General features: G+C 70.3%; 17 protein-coding genes and 1 pseudogene. 11 read left to right on the top strand and 7 right to left on the bottom strand.

What is annotated here, in order from left to right:
* Positions 1 to 114 precede the first annotated feature (114 nt).
* Together ABZW96_RS23245 and ABZW96_RS23240 are read left to right on the top strand one after the other, a co-directional pair.
* Positions 115 to 1038: a LysR substrate-binding domain-containing protein gene (locus ABZW96_RS23245; protein WP_355077632.1), complete on the top strand. Its 924-nt coding sequence runs from the start codon at positions 115 to 117 to the stop codon at positions 1036 to 1038.
* Positions 1039 to 1172: 134 nt separating this feature from the next.
* Positions 1173 to 1943, top strand: coding sequence for a histone deacetylase (locus ABZW96_RS23240; RefSeq protein WP_355077631.1), 771 nt, complete (start codon positions 1173 to 1175; stop codon positions 1941 to 1943).
* On the opposite strand, the gene ABZW96_RS23235 is transcribed toward ABZW96_RS23240, so the two are convergent.
* Entirely contained in the window at positions 1883 to 3148 is a 1266-nt protein-coding gene (locus ABZW96_RS23235; protein ID WP_355077629.1) for a helix-turn-helix domain-containing protein, read from the bottom strand. The two genes, ABZW96_RS23240 and ABZW96_RS23235, sit on opposite strands and share 61 nt — an antisense overlap.
* A 208-nt stretch (positions 3149 to 3356) precedes the next feature.
* Between ABZW96_RS23235 and ABZW96_RS23230 the strand changes: the two genes are divergently transcribed.
* Positions 3357 to 3734, top strand: coding sequence for a hypothetical protein (locus ABZW96_RS23230; protein WP_355077627.1), 378 nt, complete (start codon positions 3357 to 3359; stop codon positions 3732 to 3734).
* 25 nt (positions 3735 to 3759) lie between these two features.
* Here the strand turns inward: ABZW96_RS23230 and ABZW96_RS23225 are convergent, their stop codons facing one another.
* Together ABZW96_RS23225 and ABZW96_RS23220 are read right to left on the bottom strand one after the other, a co-directional pair.
* Positions 3760 to 4710, bottom strand: a complete 951-nt coding sequence (locus tag ABZW96_RS23225) for an FAD-dependent oxidoreductase (RefSeq protein WP_355077625.1) — start codon at positions 4708 to 4710, stop codon at positions 3760 to 3762.
* 72 nt (positions 4711 to 4782) lie between these two features.
* Complete coding sequence (locus tag ABZW96_RS23220; RefSeq protein WP_355077623.1) at positions 4783 to 5118, bottom strand: hypothetical protein; 336 nt, start codon at positions 5116 to 5118, stop codon at positions 4783 to 4785.
* Between the two features lie 139 nt (positions 5119 to 5257).
* Between ABZW96_RS23220 and ABZW96_RS23215 the strand changes: the two genes are divergently transcribed.
* Positions 5258 to 6409 (top strand): glutamate--cysteine ligase, encoded by a 1152-nt coding sequence (locus tag ABZW96_RS23215; protein ID WP_355077621.1) that lies wholly within the window; start codon positions 5258 to 5260, stop codon positions 6407 to 6409.
* Positions 6410 to 6421: 12 nt separating this feature from the next.
* Here ABZW96_RS23215 and ABZW96_RS23210 read toward each other — a convergent pair whose 3' ends face one another.
* Positions 6422 to 6712 carry a hypothetical protein gene (locus ABZW96_RS23210; protein WP_355077619.1) on the bottom strand — a complete coding sequence of 97 codons (291 nt, stop codon included), beginning with the start codon at positions 6710 to 6712 and terminating at the stop codon, positions 6422 to 6424.
* Positions 6713 to 7050: 338 nt separating this feature from the next.
* Here ABZW96_RS23210 and ABZW96_RS23205 point away from each other — a divergent pair, with 338 nt between their 5' ends.
* The 6 genes from ABZW96_RS23205 to ABZW96_RS23180 all read left to right on the top strand — a co-directional run bounded on the left by ABZW96_RS23205 (position 7051) and on the right by ABZW96_RS23180 (position 11039).
* Entirely contained in the window at positions 7051 to 7599 is a 549-nt protein-coding gene (locus ABZW96_RS23205) for a TerD family protein (protein ID WP_355077618.1), read from the top strand.
* A gap of 179 nt (positions 7600 to 7778) precedes the next feature.
* The gene (locus ABZW96_RS23200) at positions 7779 to 8195 is read left to right on the top strand and encodes a phage holin family protein (protein ID WP_355077616.1); all 417 of its coding nucleotides are present in this window, start codon (positions 7779 to 7781) and stop codon (positions 8193 to 8195) included.
* Entirely contained in the window at positions 8192 to 8587 is a 396-nt protein-coding gene (locus ABZW96_RS23195) for a DUF3618 domain-containing protein (protein ID WP_355077614.1), read from the top strand. Before ABZW96_RS23200 ends, ABZW96_RS23195 begins: the two co-directional genes overlap by 4 nt.
* Positions 8584 to 8841 carry a DUF4235 domain-containing protein gene (locus ABZW96_RS23190; protein ID WP_355077613.1) on the top strand — a complete coding sequence of 86 codons (258 nt, stop codon included), beginning with the start codon at positions 8584 to 8586 and terminating at the stop codon, positions 8839 to 8841. The genes ABZW96_RS23195 and ABZW96_RS23190 overlap by 4 nt, the downstream gene beginning before the upstream one ends.
* 359 nt (positions 8842 to 9200) lie before the next feature.
* Positions 9201 to 9569, top strand: coding sequence for an STAS domain-containing protein (locus tag ABZW96_RS23185; RefSeq protein ID WP_355077611.1), 369 nt, complete (start codon positions 9201 to 9203; stop codon positions 9567 to 9569).
* A gap of 117 nt (positions 9570 to 9686) precedes the next feature.
* Complete coding sequence (locus ABZW96_RS23180; protein ID WP_355077609.1) at positions 9687 to 11039, top strand: cytochrome P450; 1353 nt, start codon at positions 9687 to 9689, stop codon at positions 11037 to 11039.
* Between the two features lie 81 nt (positions 11040 to 11120).
* On the opposite strand, the gene ABZW96_RS23175 is transcribed toward ABZW96_RS23180, so the two are convergent.
* The 3 genes from ABZW96_RS23175 to ABZW96_RS23165 all read right to left on the bottom strand — a co-directional run bounded on the left by ABZW96_RS23175 (position 11121) and on the right by ABZW96_RS23165 (position 15728).
* Entirely contained in the window at positions 11121 to 11639 is a 519-nt protein-coding gene (locus ABZW96_RS23175) for a hypothetical protein (protein WP_355077607.1), read from the bottom strand.
* A 167-nt stretch (positions 11640 to 11806) separates the two neighbouring features.
* Positions 11807 to 15382, bottom strand: a complete 3576-nt coding sequence (gene cobN / locus ABZW96_RS23170; RefSeq protein WP_355077606.1) for a cobaltochelatase subunit CobN — start codon at positions 15380 to 15382, stop codon at positions 11807 to 11809.
* 175 nt (positions 15383 to 15557) lie between these two features.
* Entirely contained in the window at positions 15558 to 15728 is a 171-nt protein-coding gene (locus tag ABZW96_RS23165; RefSeq protein WP_355077604.1) for a hypothetical protein, read from the bottom strand.
* 129 nt (positions 15729 to 15857) lie between these two features.
* Here ABZW96_RS23165 and ABZW96_RS23160 point away from each other — a divergent pair.
* Positions 15858 to 16061: pseudogene (locus ABZW96_RS23160) on the top strand (MFS transporter); the annotation flags it as partial.
* Positions 16062 to 16166: the final 105 nt, after the last annotated feature.

Raw genomic sequence — 16166 nt, 5'->3', positions numbered from 1 at the left:
ACAACGATCGCGGCAAACGATCTGTCCGGGTAGCCGTCGGGACGACAGCACCTCATAAGCCGCGCTGATGGGGCGGGGAATGCCGCGCCATCGCAGCAGGCTCATAATCTGCCCATGACGCTGCCGCCAGGAACACCTGATCTGGAGGTGCTCGACCTGCTGGTCTCCGTCGCGGAGTCGGGCAGCCTCGGCGCGGCCGCGCGCAGGCACGGCATCAGCCAGCCCGCCGCGAGCATGCGGATCAGCGCCCTGGAACGACGGCTACGGCTACGGCTGCTGGATCGCGGGCCCACCGGGTCGGCGCTCACCGACGCGGGGCGCTCGGTCGTGGAGCACGCGCAAGCCGTGCTCGACGCGGCGCGGGCCTTCGGCGCGGGTGTGGCCGCGCTGCACGCCGCTCAGGTGCCACACCTGCGGATCGCCGCGTCGAAGACCATCGCCGACCATCGCATTCCGCAGTGGCTCGACGCTTTCCGCGAGTCCTATCCGGAGGTGGCGGTATCCCTCGAAGTCGACAACACCCGGCATGTCGAGGAACTGGTCCGCAACGCCAGGGCGGACATCGGTTTCGTGGAGGGACCGCACCCGCCGCCCGGACTCGGCAGCCGAGTGCTCGGCGCCGACGATCTGGTTGTCGTGGTCGCGCCCGGCCACCGGTGGGCACACCGCCGACGGCCGGTGACATTGCGCGAACTCGCGACCACTCCCCTGCTGTGGCGCGAGCCCGGATCCGGCACCCGCGACACGGTATGGGAAATCCTGGGCGCGGAGTGCCAGCCTGCCCGCCCGGCCGCCGAACTGGGCTCGGCGGCGGCGATCGTCGCGTCGGCGCGGGCCGGAGTCGCACCCGCGGTGCTGAGCCGGTTGATCGCGGCGCCCGATCTGGACAGCGCGGCCCTCGTGGAGGTACCGACGGCCGACTCCGTCGTGCTCACCCGGGAATTCCGCGTCATCTGGCGTCGGCAAGCTCCTCCGTCCGGGCCCGCGGAAGCGCTGGCCCGGTGCGCCGCGGGCGGCGGCGTGGCGCGCAACCGGTGAAGCACTCGGTCCGCGCACACGGGCACCCACCCGGCCGACGGGCAAGGGAATGACGATGCGCAGGCGGCCGACCGCGTCCCTCGGCCGGAAATGTCAGGTGGGCGCCACGTCGCGAACAGTCGAGAATGGGTGCCATGACGGCCTGGCATACCGACGGCGCGACAGCGCCCGGCGCGCGACCGGACGTGAGTCGGTCCGAGCCGCCCGTGCGCACGGATCCGGTCTGGTACGCCGCATACGGCTCGAATATGAGTCTGGCCAGGCTGCGGACCTATCTTCGCGGTGGCAAGCCCGCAGGCGGAACACTCACCCTGCCCGGCTGCCGCGACAACGCCGACCCGATCCGCTCGACGCCCCTCCTGCTCCGGGGCGTGCTGTATTTCGCCACCGAATCGTTGACCTGGACCGGCGGCCGCGCTTTCTACGACCCCGACTGCCCGGGCGAGATGGCCGTGCACGCCCACTTGCTCACCACCGCCCAGTTCTCCGACATCGTGGCGCAAGAGATGTATCGCGTCCCGGGGGCGGACATGGATCTCAGCGATGCGATCGCGCAGGGAACAATGACTCTCGGCCCGGGACGCTACGAAACGTTGGTCTGCGCGGGAACGCACGCCGGGTACCCGGTGCTCACCTTCACCGCCCCGTGGCGTTGTCGCGACGTTCGGGGCAATCCGCCCGCCGCCGCCTACCTGCGGTATCTGGCCGCGGGCCTGCGCGCGGCACACGGCTGGTCCGCCCGCGCGACCGCGGGTTACCTCGCCACTCGGCCCGGCGCCGACCGGCGCTGGACCCCCGAGACGGTCCATACCCTGCTCGGCGACGATGAAGTGGTGCGCCGAACCTATGAGGAGACCGCCCCCGCCCACGCACCGACCGGCGATTCGTCCTCGGAGTCCCGGTAGCTGCGGGCGACCAACGCCGCACGCAGGTACCACACCCCGGATGCCTGGGCGGGGTCGAAACCGGTGAGCTGACCGATGCGCTTGAGCCGGTAGTCCACGGTGTTGGTGTGGATGTGCAGCGATCGCGCCGTGCGCTGGCGATTGAGATTCGTACCGATATGACGTTTGAGCGTCTCGAGTAGTTCGGGGTGCTCGTCGAGTGGGTCGAGCAGTGTGCGCAGGGTCTCCAGTCCGGGTCCGGGCCGGGTGAGCTGATATTCGAGCGCGAGGTCGTCGAAGCGGAACAGTCCGCGGGTCCAGCGCAGCCGTTGCACCATGTCCAGCAGCTCGTGCGCGCGGTCGGCGGCCGTCGGCACTTCGACCGGGGTCGCGGCGATCACCGTCGCGACGATCGGCACCTGCGCGGCGCGGCCGAGACTGTCCACCAGTTCGTCCAGCGACTTGTCCTCCGGCGACGCGGACGGTAGCAGGATGGTGCCGCCGTCGACGCTGAGCAGCGACAACACCGATTCACCGCAGCGGGTGGCGAGTTCGGATTGCACTCGGCGCAGCTTCCGCCGCGCGACCACCGCACCGTCGAGATGCGGGTTGCGCTCCTCCGGGTGCGGCGGAATCGCCAGGGCGACAACGGAATACGAGTCGGCGATCTGGATTCCGCATTCGCGGGCCATGGTGAAGGTGGGGTGCCCGCCGAGCAGGGCCGAAGCGAGGGTGTGCGCGGCCGTGTGGTGCTCGCCGACCACGGCGCGCAACTCGGTCACGTAGGCCCGCGAGACGGTCGAGGTGATGGTGTCCAGGATCTCCAGCAGGCGGCGGCTGATCTCCTTGAGACTGTCGAAGTCCGCGGCGGTCGCGTTCGCCACGATCAGGTCGAAGCCGAGCTTGAATCCCTCGTGCACGGCGTGGTGGATGGTGTCGATCGGAATGCCTTCTCGCGCCCAGCCCGCCGCGGCGTTGCGCAGCAGGAGGGTCTTCTCCGGGATGTCACTGCCGTCGAGCATGCTGACGGCCAGTTCCAGGCACAGGCGGGTGATGTTGGTGATGTCGCCGTTGAGCGCCTCACCGGGGAGCGTCCGGCAGTGCGCGACGGTCTCGATGAAATGGCCGACCATCTTGCGCGACAGATTCCGCACGTCTCGCAGTGAAGAACTGGCCGGGCGGCCCGACAGGGTCAGATCCGGGCCTGCCGAATCGGTGATGGACATGTGACTCCTTCCCTCCCCGATCGCGGAAAGTACTCCACGGTAACTTGACCGGGTCGGCGTGCCGAGGTCCAAGCCTCCGGTTGGGGACACCACCCGAACCGGGCGACGCGCGTCTGTGAAGCCTCACAAGTCGTCATCGCGCGGTCGAATTCTTTCGATCCCCGTCGTAACGTCGGTGGCAGCAGGGTCGCCGCGCGGAGGGAGGGCCATGAACATCGGCCCGCACGAAGAAGATCGGGACATCACCGAAGTGTCCGCGAGATTCACTCGTGGCGCCCATCGCGGCGGTCCCGACGCGCTGATCAGAATGGGCTTGGAACTGGCCCTCGTCCTGGTCGACGCGGCCGAGGCGGCGGGCAGTCTCGCGCTGGGCCGGTTCGAGCACGCGGCGACCCGATGCGCCCAGGCGGGCATCCCGATCGAAGCGGTGCACGCCGTCTTGCGCGACAGCGTCGACGCGGGCCTCGCCGCACCCGCCACGGATTCCCCCGGACGGCGCACCGCGCGCGATCGGGTCGAGCCCGGCGTGCTCAGCGAATTCCTGGAGACGCTGAACTCGGTGGTGGCGCGCAGTTACGCCAACTGAGCGCGGCCGACGCACCGGCCGCCGCTCACAGCGCCGCTACGAGCGCGGCGCTCTCCAGCGCGCATCCGTGGCCGATGGTGATGCCGGAGCCGCCGTGGCCGTAGTTGTGGACGACGGGCGTGCCGGGTAGCACGGCGGTGTCGAGTTCCACGCGGACTTCCCGGCGACCGGGGCGCAGTCCCACCACGGCGTCCAGCACCTCACTGCCGTCGAGCCCTGGGACCAGATCGCGGCAGCGCCGCAGGATAGATCGGGTGAGGTCGGGGTCGGGCGTGGTGTCCCACTCGCCGGTGTCCAGCGAACCGCCCAGGACGCAGTCGTTCGCCCGGGGATGGACGTAGGCGCGACCGAGCGGATGGGCTTCGTCGCGGACCGACACCGACAGCCCGGGGTTCGCGACCCGCACGATCTGGCCGCGGATCGGATACGCCTCCGGGTCGCCCACCAACTCGGCGGCTCGCAGACCGGCACAGTTCACCACGACGTCCGGCGACAGGTCCGCGAGATCATCGAGGCTCCGCACAGCACGCGGTACGCGACGCGCGCCTGCCGCGTCCACCTGCGCGCTCAAGAACGGCAGGTAGGTCGGCATCTCCACCAAAGGAACTTCGAAACGGAATCCGAATCCGTAGCCCGGAGGCAGGTCCACCCGATCGGCCTGCCGGAACGAGCGCACCGACCGCGACCACGCGGGAATCGCGGGCTCGTCGCGATACAGCGCCATGGACGCGCACATCCGCACGCCCGGCGCTTCCGCGGCGGCCAGCGCCGCCAAGTGCTCGAAAGTCGCCTCGCTCCAGGCCAGCACGCGATCGGCGGGACCGGCGGCGGTCGGAAACCAGACCGCCGCGGCCAGGAAGGACGTCGTCGCCGTGATCGGCTCGGCGCTGACGACGATGACCTCGTGCCGGGCTCGGAGCAGTTCGGCCGCGGTGGACAGACCCGAAATGCCCGAGCCGAGGACGACGATCCGCATGGGAGCGAGAGTATCGAGCCCTACCCGCCCAGCGCTGTTCCCGTAGCACCGCCCGTGGGAGGCGCGGATAGATCAGTCGGCATCGTCGAGCGATGTGACACCGGTCGTCATGGCCACCACCGGCCAGTGCGGCCCGGCACAGGCCGCGGCCACGGTACTGCCCTCCGCGAACCCGCCCCGGCTCTCGCCGGTCCCGGCCATGTCCACCCGGGGACCGGCCGCCTCGGCCGAGCCGATCAACACACAGTTCCAGTTCTCCGACGGCGGCTGGCTGCCCACCGCGATGGCGCCCTCCTCCTGGCTGTCCGCCGACAACGTCGGTCCCGCGGCGGCCACCCCCGCGCCGGCAGCGGCGACGATCACGACGCAGCCCCCGGTAGCGGCGACACGTGCAGCGATCCGAAACATGCGACAACTCCTGCGGCCCCTCGTCGTTCGCGTTGCCGCCCTCCGGCCGTTCAAACCGCGTCGAAGCCGACCGGCAACCGATCGGCGAACGCGACTCGTTCGGTTGACTAGCCCGTCGGCCCGTGGGTAATGCCAATCCATGGACGATGGGCGGCTGACCATCGGGGTGGAAGAGGAGTTCCTGCTCGTCGACCCGCGCACCGGCGAACCGCTGGCACGCAATGTCGAGGTGGCGCGTACCGCGGAGGAACTCGGCATCGACCTGCAACTCGAACTCACCCGTTGTCAGGTGGAGACCAGCACCGCGGTCCACACCGATATCGGCGCACTGCACCAGCAGTTGCGCGACCTGCGCCGTGGCATCGCCGCCTGCGCCGAGCGCAACGACGCCCGCTTGCTCGCGGTCGGCATCCCGCCCACCGTCCCGCACGAGTTCCCGGTCACCGAGACCCCGCGCTACCAGCGCATCGAAGAGAACTTCGGCATGCTCGCCCACGAGCAGGGGCTGTCGGGCTGTCACGTGCACATCGGCATCCCCGACGTCGAAACCGCGATCCAGGTCAGCAACCACCTGCGGCCGTGGCTGCCGCAACTGCTCGCGATGACCGCGAACTCCGCCATCTACCGCGGCACCGAGACCGGCTTCGCCAGCTGGCGCAGCATCCTGTGGCGGCGCTGGCCCAGCGCTGGACCGCCTCCGTACTTCGAATCCGCGCGGCACTACGAGGCGATGGTCGCGATGATGCTCAACAGCGGCAGCATCCTGGACAAGCAGATGGTCTATTGGGACGTCCGCCCCTCGGTCTCGTTCCCGACCGTCGAGATACGGGTCAGCGACATTCCGGCGACCGTCGAGGAGACCGCGCTCTTGGCCGCGCTGGTGCGCGCCGTCGTCGTGATGGCGGAGAGATCGCTGGCGGCGCGGCAGCTCGCGCCGCAGGTGCCCGCGGAGATGTTGCGGGCGGCGTACTGGAAGGCAGCGCGTTCGGGGCTGGCCGGAGACGGCGTCGACCCTCGTGACGGCACGGTGGCGCCCGTGCGCGACCTGCTGTGCCGGCTGATCGACTACGCCGCGCCCGCGCTGGAGGACGCGGGCGACCGCCGATTCGTCGACGAGGCGTTCGGCCGCCTGCTCGCGCGCGGCAACGGCGCGCACCGACAGATCGCGGCGCTGCGGGCGCGCGGGGAGATCGACGACGTCGTCGAGGAGGTGGCGCGCTCGACCCTCGAAGGCTGCGACCAGCCGGGAAGTTCCCGCGCGACACCGGCGACCGGAGCGCCGCTCAGCTGAGCACCACGGTGGCTATGCGCTGCGTGGTCGGCCGCGCTGGTCCGCGCTCGGACTCGAATCATCGATCGCCCGCAGGATCTTCGACTCGAGGGTGGTTGGCGGATTCACCGCGGAGGTCGCGCTCAGTGCCGCCAACGTGTCCCGGATACGCCGCACCGCGCCGGCGAACGCCGCTGCGGTGCCGGATTCGGCTGTCGCGACGCGGTTTTCGATGCGCCTGCGCTCGATCTCGGCCACCGCGTCCATCGCGTACGGGTACGCCAGATCGAGCAGATTCGCGCGACACGGCTCGGCGCCGGTCATCGCCGGTCACCTTCGACCGACCCGACCGGCAGCCCTGGGTGCGCCGATCGCGGCCTCGCCGCGACCTCGACGCGCGAACGGACCGCCGACTCCGCAGGCGTACGACCATGCGTGGATGGACCCGCACCGCGGTCTGGGCGCACCTGTCTCGTGCCAACCCGCATGCCTTGACTTCGCGGCGCACCGTCTCGCGGATTGGATTCTCGCCATATTCGAACCGAAAACGGGTACGCTCCGGGTCCGCCGAAGTCGTTCCGATGGTTTCGGCCCGGAACGTCGGCGGACGCGCCGAAGGCCGCCGTGCCCGCGCCCGCTTTCCGACGCAGAGGAGATCACCGATGCGCACCGAGCTCCGCGACGAGCGTGGCGTCCCGCTCGAACACGTCACCGTGGCGCTCGGCTGGGATCCGGCCACCCGTTCGCGCTTCTTCGGCCGGCGCGAGGAGATCGATCTCAACGTCGCGGCCTTGCTCTTCGCCGCGGACCGGCTCGTCGACGTCGTGTACCACGAGCAGCTCAGCTCGACCGACGGGGCCGTCCGCCTGCACGGCGACAGCATCACCGGAGAAGGCGAGGGCGACGACGAGATCATCAGCGTCGATCTGTCCCGCCTCGCCGCGCAGGTGACGACGGTGTTGTTCCTCATCACCTGCTACACCGGCCAGACCTTCGAGCGGATCGCGAACGCGTACTGCCGAGTGATCGACACCGTGGCGGGCACCCAGCTCGCCCGCCACGAGCTGACCGGCGGCGGCTCGCACACCGGCCTGGTGCTCGGCCGAGTGCGTCGCACCGAGGGCGCCTGGCACTTCCAGGACGTCGGCGCGGGCTTGCGGGCGCGGCACCCGATCGAGGCGATTCCGCAGCTCGGCCCGTACATCGAATGACCTCGTAGCGATTCGGCTTGCGCCGCAACGGCTTCGGTTTCATCGCGAGCTACGGTCTGGCGCCGGCCGCTTCGCGCGTCGCACACCCCTCCCCCGCCGGACCGGCCGCGGCCTCCGATTGGAATTCGGACGCGCGGGTAGTCGCCGGGCAGGAGGTGTGACATGCCGAAGGAGGTCTCATGACCGGGACGACACAGGTTCGCCCGCCCACGAACGCACGGTCGGTCAGCGAACTGGTCGAGGACGCCACCACCCAGGTGTCCCGGCTCATCCGCGACGAACTCCAGCTCGCTCGCGTCGAGATGCGGGAGAAGGGCAAACGGTTCGGCTTCGGAGCGGGCCTGGCGGGCGTGGCGGCGCTACTGGCGTTCTACGGCGGGGCGGCGTTGGTCGCCGCGGCGGTGCTCGGCCTCACCGAGGTGCTGCCGGGCTGGGCGTCCGCGCTGATCGTCGCGGGCGCGCTGCTGGTGGTCGCGGCGGCGCTCGGTCTGGCCGGGAAGAAGAGCGTCGAAGAGGCGAATCCGCCGATCCCGCAGGAAGCGGTCGAGGGCATTCGCGAGGACATCGAGGTGATCAAGGACAGGAGGCGGGGATGAGTGACAGCCGACCCGGGGCCGAGCGGCCCACCGACGACGTCGCGGCCCTGCGGCGCGACCGCGACCAGGCCAGGGCGGATCTCGGCCGCACCGTCGAAGAGCTCGGCCACAAACTCGATGTGCCCGCGCGCAGCAAGGAGAAGGCGCACGACGCCGTCGAGGCGACTCAGCACGCGGCGTCCGAGGCGGCGCTCACCGTCGCGGACAAGGCCCAGCAGGCCAGGACGGGCGCGGCCGACCTCGTCCACCGAGTGGCGGCGGCCACACCGGAGCCGGTGGCCGAACGCGGCAGGCAGGCCGGTGGCGCACTGCGCGCCCATCCGATTCCCGCGGCCCTCGGCGCGGCGGTGCTCGCGGCCGTGGTCTGGCAGATCGTGCGGAGGCGGCGATGAAGACGCTCTACAAACCACTCGGCCTGCTGATCAGCGTGCTCGGCGGCCTCGCGGCGAACGCCGTGTTCACCAAGGTGTGGAAGCAGATCACCGGTGAGCGGCAGGCCCCGACGTCGACCGCGCGGGATCATTCCTGGCGCGAGGTGCTTTTCGCCGCGGCATTGCAGGGCGCGGTTTTCGGCCTGGTCAAGGCCGCGATCGACCGCGCGGGCGCGACGGGCTACGAATCGCTCACCGGCACTTGGCCGGAATAACGCGGCGCATCGCCGCAGCTCGAAATCACTGCCGCCGTGACTCGACGTTCTCGAGTCACGGCGGCAATTCGGTGTGCGGGGGGATCGGCCCCCTACAGGTCGGCTCTTGTGTCACGGCTCCCCCGAGCGACGGACGGGAAGCTGTCGGACCGGTGCAACGAGCTTGTCCGGCCGCACGAGACCGCCTGGTCGGAGGCGCGACCGGGCGCACAGTGTGATTAGCGCACGACGGGATGGGGTAAGTTGGCCGCGGAGTGGTCGCTCTCTGCGCCGAGAACCCGTGCGCAAGAGACGTGAACCGGAGCGGAGGTCGACGTGGCGTACTGCCGAGGACGCGTCGCCGGCACGGGAGGTGGATTGTGAGTTCCGAAAGCGCGCCCCGGGCGCTGGAGGTCGAGGTGCGGTCGGCGGAGGACACGGTCGTCGTCACCGTGCACGGCGAGATAGACATGGCGTCCGCGCCGCGCTTGCAATCGGCTCTCGACGAGGCGCTACGCGACGCACCCGCCGCCGTCGTGGTGGACATGACCAACGTCGGGTTCCTCGGCTCCGCCGGGCTGAGCGTCCTGCTGGCGGCCTCGGAAGCCACCGGCTCCGGCGGCTTGCGCGTCGTCCCCAGCGACGCCGCGCGCAGGCCGATCGAGGTGACCGCGCTGGACCGGTTGCTCACGGTGTTCGACTCGGTCGAGGACGCGCTCGCGGTGAACGAGACCCAGGCGCCGAACTGAGCTTCCCGGCACCGCATCGGTGCCGCTCAGCCCGCGACGCGGTTTCGACCCCGTGTCGCCGGGTATGTGACCGGTCGTCGGCACCGTGTCGACCAGAGCGCACCGGGAGGAGGCCGTATGGCAGAAACCCGCGAACACCGATTGGTGGGAGTGCCCGCGGTGGCGGCGTTGGCGGATCTCGGATTCGCCTCGGTCGCCTCGGGTGTCATCGCCCGGCGCAGGCCGGTGCTGGGCCTGCTGGAACGCACCGGAGCCGATTCCAGGGCGATCGAGCGCGTGCGGCAGTTGCGGCGCGAGTTCGGCGCCGGCCCGGTCGAGCTCGTGGTGCCGGGTCGCCGGATCGTGGTCGTTCTCGATCCGCATGACGTGGGACGGGTGCTGGCCGACGCGCCGACGCCGTTCAGTCCGGCGAATCGGGAGAAGCGCGCCGCGTTGCGCCAGTTCCAGCCGCACGGCGTCCTGCTCTCGGAGGGACCGATCCGTGACCAGCGCCGCGCCGTGAACGAGGCCGCGCTGGACTCGGCCGAGCCGCTGCATCGCCTGGCCGGTCCGTTCGCCGAGGCGATCGCGGAGGAGGCGCGCGAGTTGATCCTGTCCGCCCTGCACCGCGGCCACCTGGACGCGCGGCAGTTCACCACGCGCTGGTGGCGGCTGGTGCGGCGGATCGTGCTCGGCGAGCGAGGACGCGACGACACCGTGCTCACCGACGAACTCTCCCGGCTGCGCTCGGCGGGCAACTGGTCGTTCCTCGCGCCTGCGCATCGCAGGCAGCGCGACCAGTTCACCAACCGGCTGTACCGCCACGTGGAGTCCGCTTCGCCGGACAGTCTCGCCGGAGCGTTGGCCGCGGTGCCCGCGGGCGGCGCCACCGATCCGGTCGGGCAGATACCGCACTGGTTGTTCGCCTTCGACGCGGCGGGCATCGCGCTGAGCCGGGCACTGGCGGTGCTGAGCACTCACCCCGAGCACCAGGCCCGCGCACTCGCCGACGCCGTCGATCCGGAACGCGTCGACCTGCGCGGTTATCTGCGCGCCTGCGTCCTCGAGTCGGTTCGGCTGTGGCCGACCACACCCATGCTGCTGCGCGACATCACCGCCGATACCGAGTGGCGCGACGGCGACGAGCGCTTCACCATCGCCGCGGGCGCTGCGCTGATGATCGCGGTCCCTGCGTTCCACCGGGATGCCGAACTGCTGCCCTTCGCCGACCAGTTCGTCCCGGAGATCTGGCTGGACGGCCGCGCGGAGCAGTATCCCCAACTCGTGCCGTTCAGCGCGGGCCCCGCCGACTGCCCCGGCCGTAACCTGGTGCTGTTCGTCACCAGCACGCTGCTCGCGCACTTGCTGACGTCGGCCGACTTCCGGCTGCGGTCCACGCCGCGCCCCAACCCGGACGCTCCGCTGCCGGTGACCTTGAACAATTTCGGGCTCGACTTCACCGTCGAGCCGTGCATGACCCAAGCGGGCTAGACGCTCGGCACGGAGGCACGATCGGCCGCGCCACCGGACGGAGACCGGGAGCGGCCGATCGCACCACTCACGCAGACGCGACTACCGGACCGCGCCCGCGACACCGCCGATGAGGCCGCCGAGCACGCAGCCGGGGAACACGCCGATGATGAGGAAGATCAGACCGACCACGGCGCCGATGGCGCAGCCGATCAGCACGCCGCCCAGGGCACTCCCGGCATCACCGACGAACTGCGGCGCACCCGGCTCCGGAATGGCGGCGCCGACCGGAGTCAGGGTCAAAGTCGTTGCGTCCGCGTTGATTTCCGGAGCAACCGCGACCTGCTGCCCCATCGCGGATCGCAGAGTGGTCGGCACCGTCGCCACCATCTCGCCGTCCGGCGCGAGCACGGTGATCACGTCCGGTGTGACGGCGAACGTGCCGGAGGCGAGCGTCAGCGTCGCGCTCGACCGGTCCGGCGCGACGACGACGGAGGAGGCCACGACGTCGTCGCCGAGCGCGGGATCGTAGATTTCGGCCTGCCCGTAGGCGGTAGCCGCCGTGACGCCGGTGGCGGCAATGGTCAGCAGCGTGGTCGCTACCAATTTCCTGAACTTCATGAGCTTTCCCATCCTCAGCAGAATCGATCTGTCGTTACCTGGGTACAGCCATGGAACATCAGCGATTATAGACGTTACACATCACTGCTTCGGACAGTTGGTATTCCCAAGATGCCCTGCACGACAGCGCATTTCGTGACGAATCCGGAAAATGGGATGGGCGGACCCTACTCCAGCTCCCCTTCGGTCTCCAGGTAGACCTGCCGCAGTCGATCGAGCGTGTCCTTTTCGGGACGTTCCCACAGTTTCCGCTCGGCCGCCTCCAGCAACCGTTCGGTGATCCCGTGCAGCGCCCAGGGATTGGACTGCTCCATGAACTTTCGGTTCGCCTCGTCGAAAACGTAGCTCTCCGTCAGCTTTTCGTACATCCAGTCGGCCACCACGTTGGTCGTGGCGTCGTAGCCGAACAAATAGTCGACGGTCGCGGCCATTTCGAACGCGCCCTTGTAGCCGTGCCTGCGCATGGCTTCGAGCCAACGAGGGTTCACCACCCGGGCCCGGAACACCCGTGCCGTCTCCTCCGACAACGTCCGGGTGCGCACCGCGTCCGGGCGTGTGCTGTCGCCGATGTAGGCCTCCGGGTTCTTGCCGGTCAGCGCACGCACCGTGGCCACCATGCCGCCGTGGAACTGGAAGTAGTCGTCGGAGTCGGCGATGTCGTGCTCGCGGGTGTCGGTGTTCTTGGCCGCCACGGCGATCCGGCGATACGCGCCGCGCATGTCCTCCGCGGCGGGCGCGCCGTCGAGATCGCGCCCATAGGCGTAGCCGCCCCAGGTGGTGTAGACCTCGGCGAGGTCGTCGTCGGTGCGCCAGCTCTTCGCATCGATCAGCTGCAACAGGCCCGCCCCGTAGGTGCCGGGCTTGGAACCGAAAATGCGGGTGGTGGCGCGCCGCTGGTCGCCGTGCTCGGCGAGATCGGCTTGGGCGTGCGCGCGGACGTAGTTGTCCTCGTGGGGCTCGTCCAGATCGGCGACCAGGCGAATCGCGTCGTCCAGCAGGGCGAGCACGTGCGGGAAGGCGTCGCGGAAGAAGCCGCTGATGCGCACCGTGACATCGATGCGTGGGCGGCCGAGTTCCGCGAGCGAGACCACCTCGAGCGTGCGGACGCGGCGGCTGGCCTCGTCCCAGACCGGCCGCACGCCCAGCAGTGCGAGCACTTCGGCGATGTCGTCGCCGGAGGTGCGCATCGCGGAGGTACCCCAGATCGACAGACCCACCGACCGCGGGAATTCACCGTGGTCGGCGTGGTAGCGCTCCAGCAGGGATTCCGCCATGGCCTGCCCGGTCTCCCAGGCCAGCCGGGACGGCACGGCCTTGGGATCGACCGAGTAGAAATTGCGCCCGGTCGGCAGGACGTTGATCAGGCCGCGCAACGGCGACCCGCTCGGGCCTGCCGGGATGAACCCACCGTCGAGCGCGTGCAGGACGCGGTCGATCTCCACGCCGGTCTGCCGCAGGCGCGGCACCACCTCCGTGGCCGCGAACCGCAGCACCAGGCGCACCTGCGGGTCGTCGGCGATACCGTCGACCGCCTCCGGCGACCAGTCCGCCGCCTGCAACGCCGCGACCAACGCGCGGGCACGCGCTTCCACGGCATCCACGCGCTCACGCGCCTCGCCTCCCGACTCGTCGAGGCCGAGGGCTTCGCGCAGGCCGGGCACGGTGCGCTCGCCACCCCACAGCTGACGCGCGCGGAGCATGGCCAGCACCAGGTCGAGTTCACTCTCCCCGGCCGGAGCCGAGCCGAGAACGTGCAGGCCGTCGCGGATCTGCACGTCCTTGATCTCACACAGCCAGCCGTCGACGTGCAGCAGCATGTCGTCGAAGGATTCTTCGTCCGGACGCTCGGTGAGGCCGAGGTCGTGGTCCATTTTCGCGGCGCGCATCAGCGTCCAGATCTGCTGACGGATCGCGGGCAGCTTGGCCGGGTCCAGGGCCGAGATGTTGGCGTGCTCGTCGAGCAGCTGCTCCAATCGCGAGATGTCGCCGTAGGTTTCGGCGCGAGCCATCGGCGGGATCAGATGGTCCACCAGGGTGGCGTGTGCGCGTCGTTTGGCCTGGGTGCCCTCGCCGGGATCGTTCACCAGGAACGGATAGATCAGCGGCAGATCACCGAGAGCGGCATCAGTGCCGCAAGAGGCCGACATACCCAGCGTCTTGCCGGGCAGCCACTCCAGGTTCCCGTGCTTGCCCAGGTGCACCATCGCGTCGGCGCCGAAACCCTCGGGCGCGCTGAGCCACCGGTAGGCCGCCAGATAGTGGTGGCTGGGTGGCAGATCAGGGTCGTGGTAGATGGCGACGGGGTTCTCGCCGAAACCGCGCGGCGGCTGCACCATGAGTACGACGTTGCCGAAACGCATTGCGGCGATGACGATCTCACCGGCCGGGTCGGCGGAGCGGTCGACGTAGAGTTCGCCCGGCGGCGGGCCCCACGCTTCGACGACGGCCTCGCGCAGGTCGCCGGGCAGGGTGTCGAACCAGGCGGTGTAGGTCGCTGCGCCGATGCGGATCGGGTTCCCCTCCAGCTGTTCGGCGGTCAGCCAGTCGGGATCCTGGCCTCCGGCGGCGATCAGGGCGTGGATGAGCGCATCCCCGTCCTGTTCGTCCAGGCCGGGAATCTCGCCGGGTGCGCCCAGATCGTAACCGGCGGAGCGCATTTCGGTGATCAGGCGGATCGCGCTGGCCGGGGTGTCCAGACCGACGGCATTGCCGATGCGGGCGTGCTTGGTCGGGTAGGCCGACAGCATGACGGCGATGCGCTTGCGTTCGGCGGGGATGTGACGCAGCCGCGCGTAGCGCGTCGCGATGCCCGCGACACGGGCGGCGCGCTCGGCGTCGGGGACGTAGGTGGACAGGCCGTCGGCGTCGAATTCCTTGAACGAGAACGGGACCGTGATGATCCGCCCGTCGAATTCCGGCACCGCCACCTGGGTGGCGACGTCCAGCGGTGACAGCCCGTCGTCGTTGGCCTCCCACTGGGCGCGGCCCGTGGTCAGGCACAGTCCTTGCAGGATGGGCACATCCAGGTCGGCGAGCGCGCCGACATCCCACATCTCGTCCTCGCCACCCGCGGACGCGATGGCGGGCTTGGTGCCGCCCGCGGCCAGGACCGTCACCACCAGCGCGTCGGCGCGGCGCAACGTTTCGAGCAACGCGGGTTCGGCGGTGCGCAGCGACGCGCAGTACAGCGGCAGCGCCCGCGCGCCCGCCTGTTCGATCGCGGTACAGAGGGCGTCGACGTAGGCGGTGTTGCCCGCCAGATGCTGGGCGCGGTAGTAGATCACCGCCACGGTCGGCCCATCGGGATGCTCAGCGGCGACCCGATCCAATTCGCCCCAACTGGGCAACTGGATCGGCGGCTCGAAGCCGTGGCCGGTCAGCAGCACGGTGTCGGACAGGAAATTGTGCAGCTGGCGCAGATTCTCCGGGCCACCGGCGGCCAGGTAGTTGTGCGCGTCGGCCGCGACGCCGCCCGGGACGGTGGAGCATTCCATCAATTCGGCGTCCGGGGCGATCTCGCCGCCGAGGGCGACGAGCGGGATCCCGCTGGCCCGCAGCGCCTCCAGCCCGTCTTCCCAGGCCCGCTTGCCGCCGAGAATGCGCACGATCACCAGATCGGCGCCGTCGAGCAGGCCGGGCAGGTCGTCGACCAGCAGGCGAGCCGGATTTCCCCACCGATAGTCGGCTCCGCTGGCGCGGGCACTGAGCAGATCGGTGTCGGATGTGGACAACAGCACAATCACGGGTGGCAGCCTTCCTCGGGTGACGCGCCCATCGGGGGTTCGCTGCTCGCCGGGGAGGGTCTGGCTTTCCACAGTGGCGCGACCGCACCGGACTTTCACCGGTTTCCTCGTCGTCCGCCGAGCACGCCGATGCTACCTGCCGTCCGGATCGTCCTCGTCCACGCGCCCCGCTCGATCAGCCGCGACGGTCGCGGTCGCTCGCCCTGGCTGCCGAGAAGTCGTCCACGAGTCGTGCGCAGTCGGCGGTGCCGATAGGTTCGAGCCCGACCAGCCTTGCGAAGACGATCGGGCCGACGAGCTGGGTCAGCGCGAACGTCACGTCCGGATCGCCGAGTTGGGCGCGCACGTCCGGATCGCCGAAGAGCTGGTCGAACGGCTTGCGGTACTGCTCGATGAGCCGCGTGCGCAGCCCGCCGCCTGCCTGCTGAGCAATTCGATCAGCCGTTGCCGCAGCGGACCGGCGGGCGGCGCCTCGATCACCGGTCTGTTCGTCTTCGCGGCTGCCTCGGCGGCCCCGGCGCTGCTGCACACGCCCGGCTGGTTGATCGCGGGCCGGACGGCGGCCGGGGTGGGCGCCGCTCTCGTCATGCCCTCGACGCTGTCCCTTATCACCGCCGGATTTCCCGAGTCGCGCCGGGGCGATGCCGTCGGGCTGTGGGCGGGTGTCGCCGGTGCGGGCGCGGCGCTGCAGGTCACCGAGCGGATCGGCCCGCAAGCCGCGCCCCTGGCCGACTTCGCCGAATCGGCCTTCGTGCACGGCGCCCAGCAGTCAGCGCTGGCGCTG

This window comes from Nocardia sp. NPDC004168, from assembly GCF_040610355.1.
In the GTDB taxonomy this organism is placed as follows: Bacteria; Actinomycetota; Actinomycetes; order Mycobacteriales; family Mycobacteriaceae; genus Nocardia; species Nocardia sichangensis.
Note: the sequence above shows the minus strand (reverse complement) of the source record. Positions and strands in the feature narration are given on the sequence as shown.

Excerpts from the sequence above, each read along its gene's own strand:
- ABZW96_RS23245 (WP_355077632.1), top strand. The coding sequence starts at position 115 with ATGACGCTGCCGCCAGGAACACCTGATCTGGAGGTGCTCGACCTGCTG.
- ABZW96_RS23240 (WP_355077631.1), top strand. The coding sequence starts at position 1,173 with ATGACGGCCTGGCATACCGACGGCGCGACAGCGCCCGGCGCGCGACCG.
- ABZW96_RS23235 (WP_355077629.1), bottom strand. The coding sequence starts at position 3,148 with ATGTCCATCACCGATTCGGCAGGCCCGGATCTGACCCTGTCGGGCCGC.
- ABZW96_RS23230 (WP_355077627.1), top strand. The coding sequence starts at position 3,357 with ATGAACATCGGCCCGCACGAAGAAGATCGGGACATCACCGAAGTGTCC.
- ABZW96_RS23225 (WP_355077625.1), bottom strand. The coding sequence starts at position 4,710 with ATGCGGATCGTCGTCCTCGGCTCGGGCATTTCGGGTCTGTCCACCGCG.
- ABZW96_RS23220 (WP_355077623.1), bottom strand. The coding sequence starts at position 5,118 with ATGTTTCGGATCGCTGCACGTGTCGCCGCTACCGGGGGCTGCGTCGTG.
- ABZW96_RS23215 (WP_355077621.1), top strand. The coding sequence starts at position 5,258 with ATGGACGATGGGCGGCTGACCATCGGGGTGGAAGAGGAGTTCCTGCTC.
- ABZW96_RS23210 (WP_355077619.1), bottom strand. The coding sequence starts at position 6,712 with ATGACCGGCGCCGAGCCGTGTCGCGCGAATCTGCTCGATCTGGCGTAC.
- ABZW96_RS23205 (WP_355077618.1), top strand. The coding sequence starts at position 7,051 with ATGCGCACCGAGCTCCGCGACGAGCGTGGCGTCCCGCTCGAACACGTC.
- ABZW96_RS23200 (WP_355077616.1), top strand. The coding sequence starts at position 7,779 with ATGACCGGGACGACACAGGTTCGCCCGCCCACGAACGCACGGTCGGTC.
- ABZW96_RS23195 (WP_355077614.1), top strand. The coding sequence starts at position 8,192 with ATGAGTGACAGCCGACCCGGGGCCGAGCGGCCCACCGACGACGTCGCG.
- ABZW96_RS23190 (WP_355077613.1), top strand. The coding sequence starts at position 8,584 with ATGAAGACGCTCTACAAACCACTCGGCCTGCTGATCAGCGTGCTCGGC.
- ABZW96_RS23180 (WP_355077609.1), top strand. The coding sequence starts at position 9,687 with ATGGCAGAAACCCGCGAACACCGATTGGTGGGAGTGCCCGCGGTGGCG.
- ABZW96_RS23175 (WP_355077607.1), bottom strand. The coding sequence starts at position 11,639 with ATGAAGTTCAGGAAATTGGTAGCGACCACGCTGCTGACCATTGCCGCC.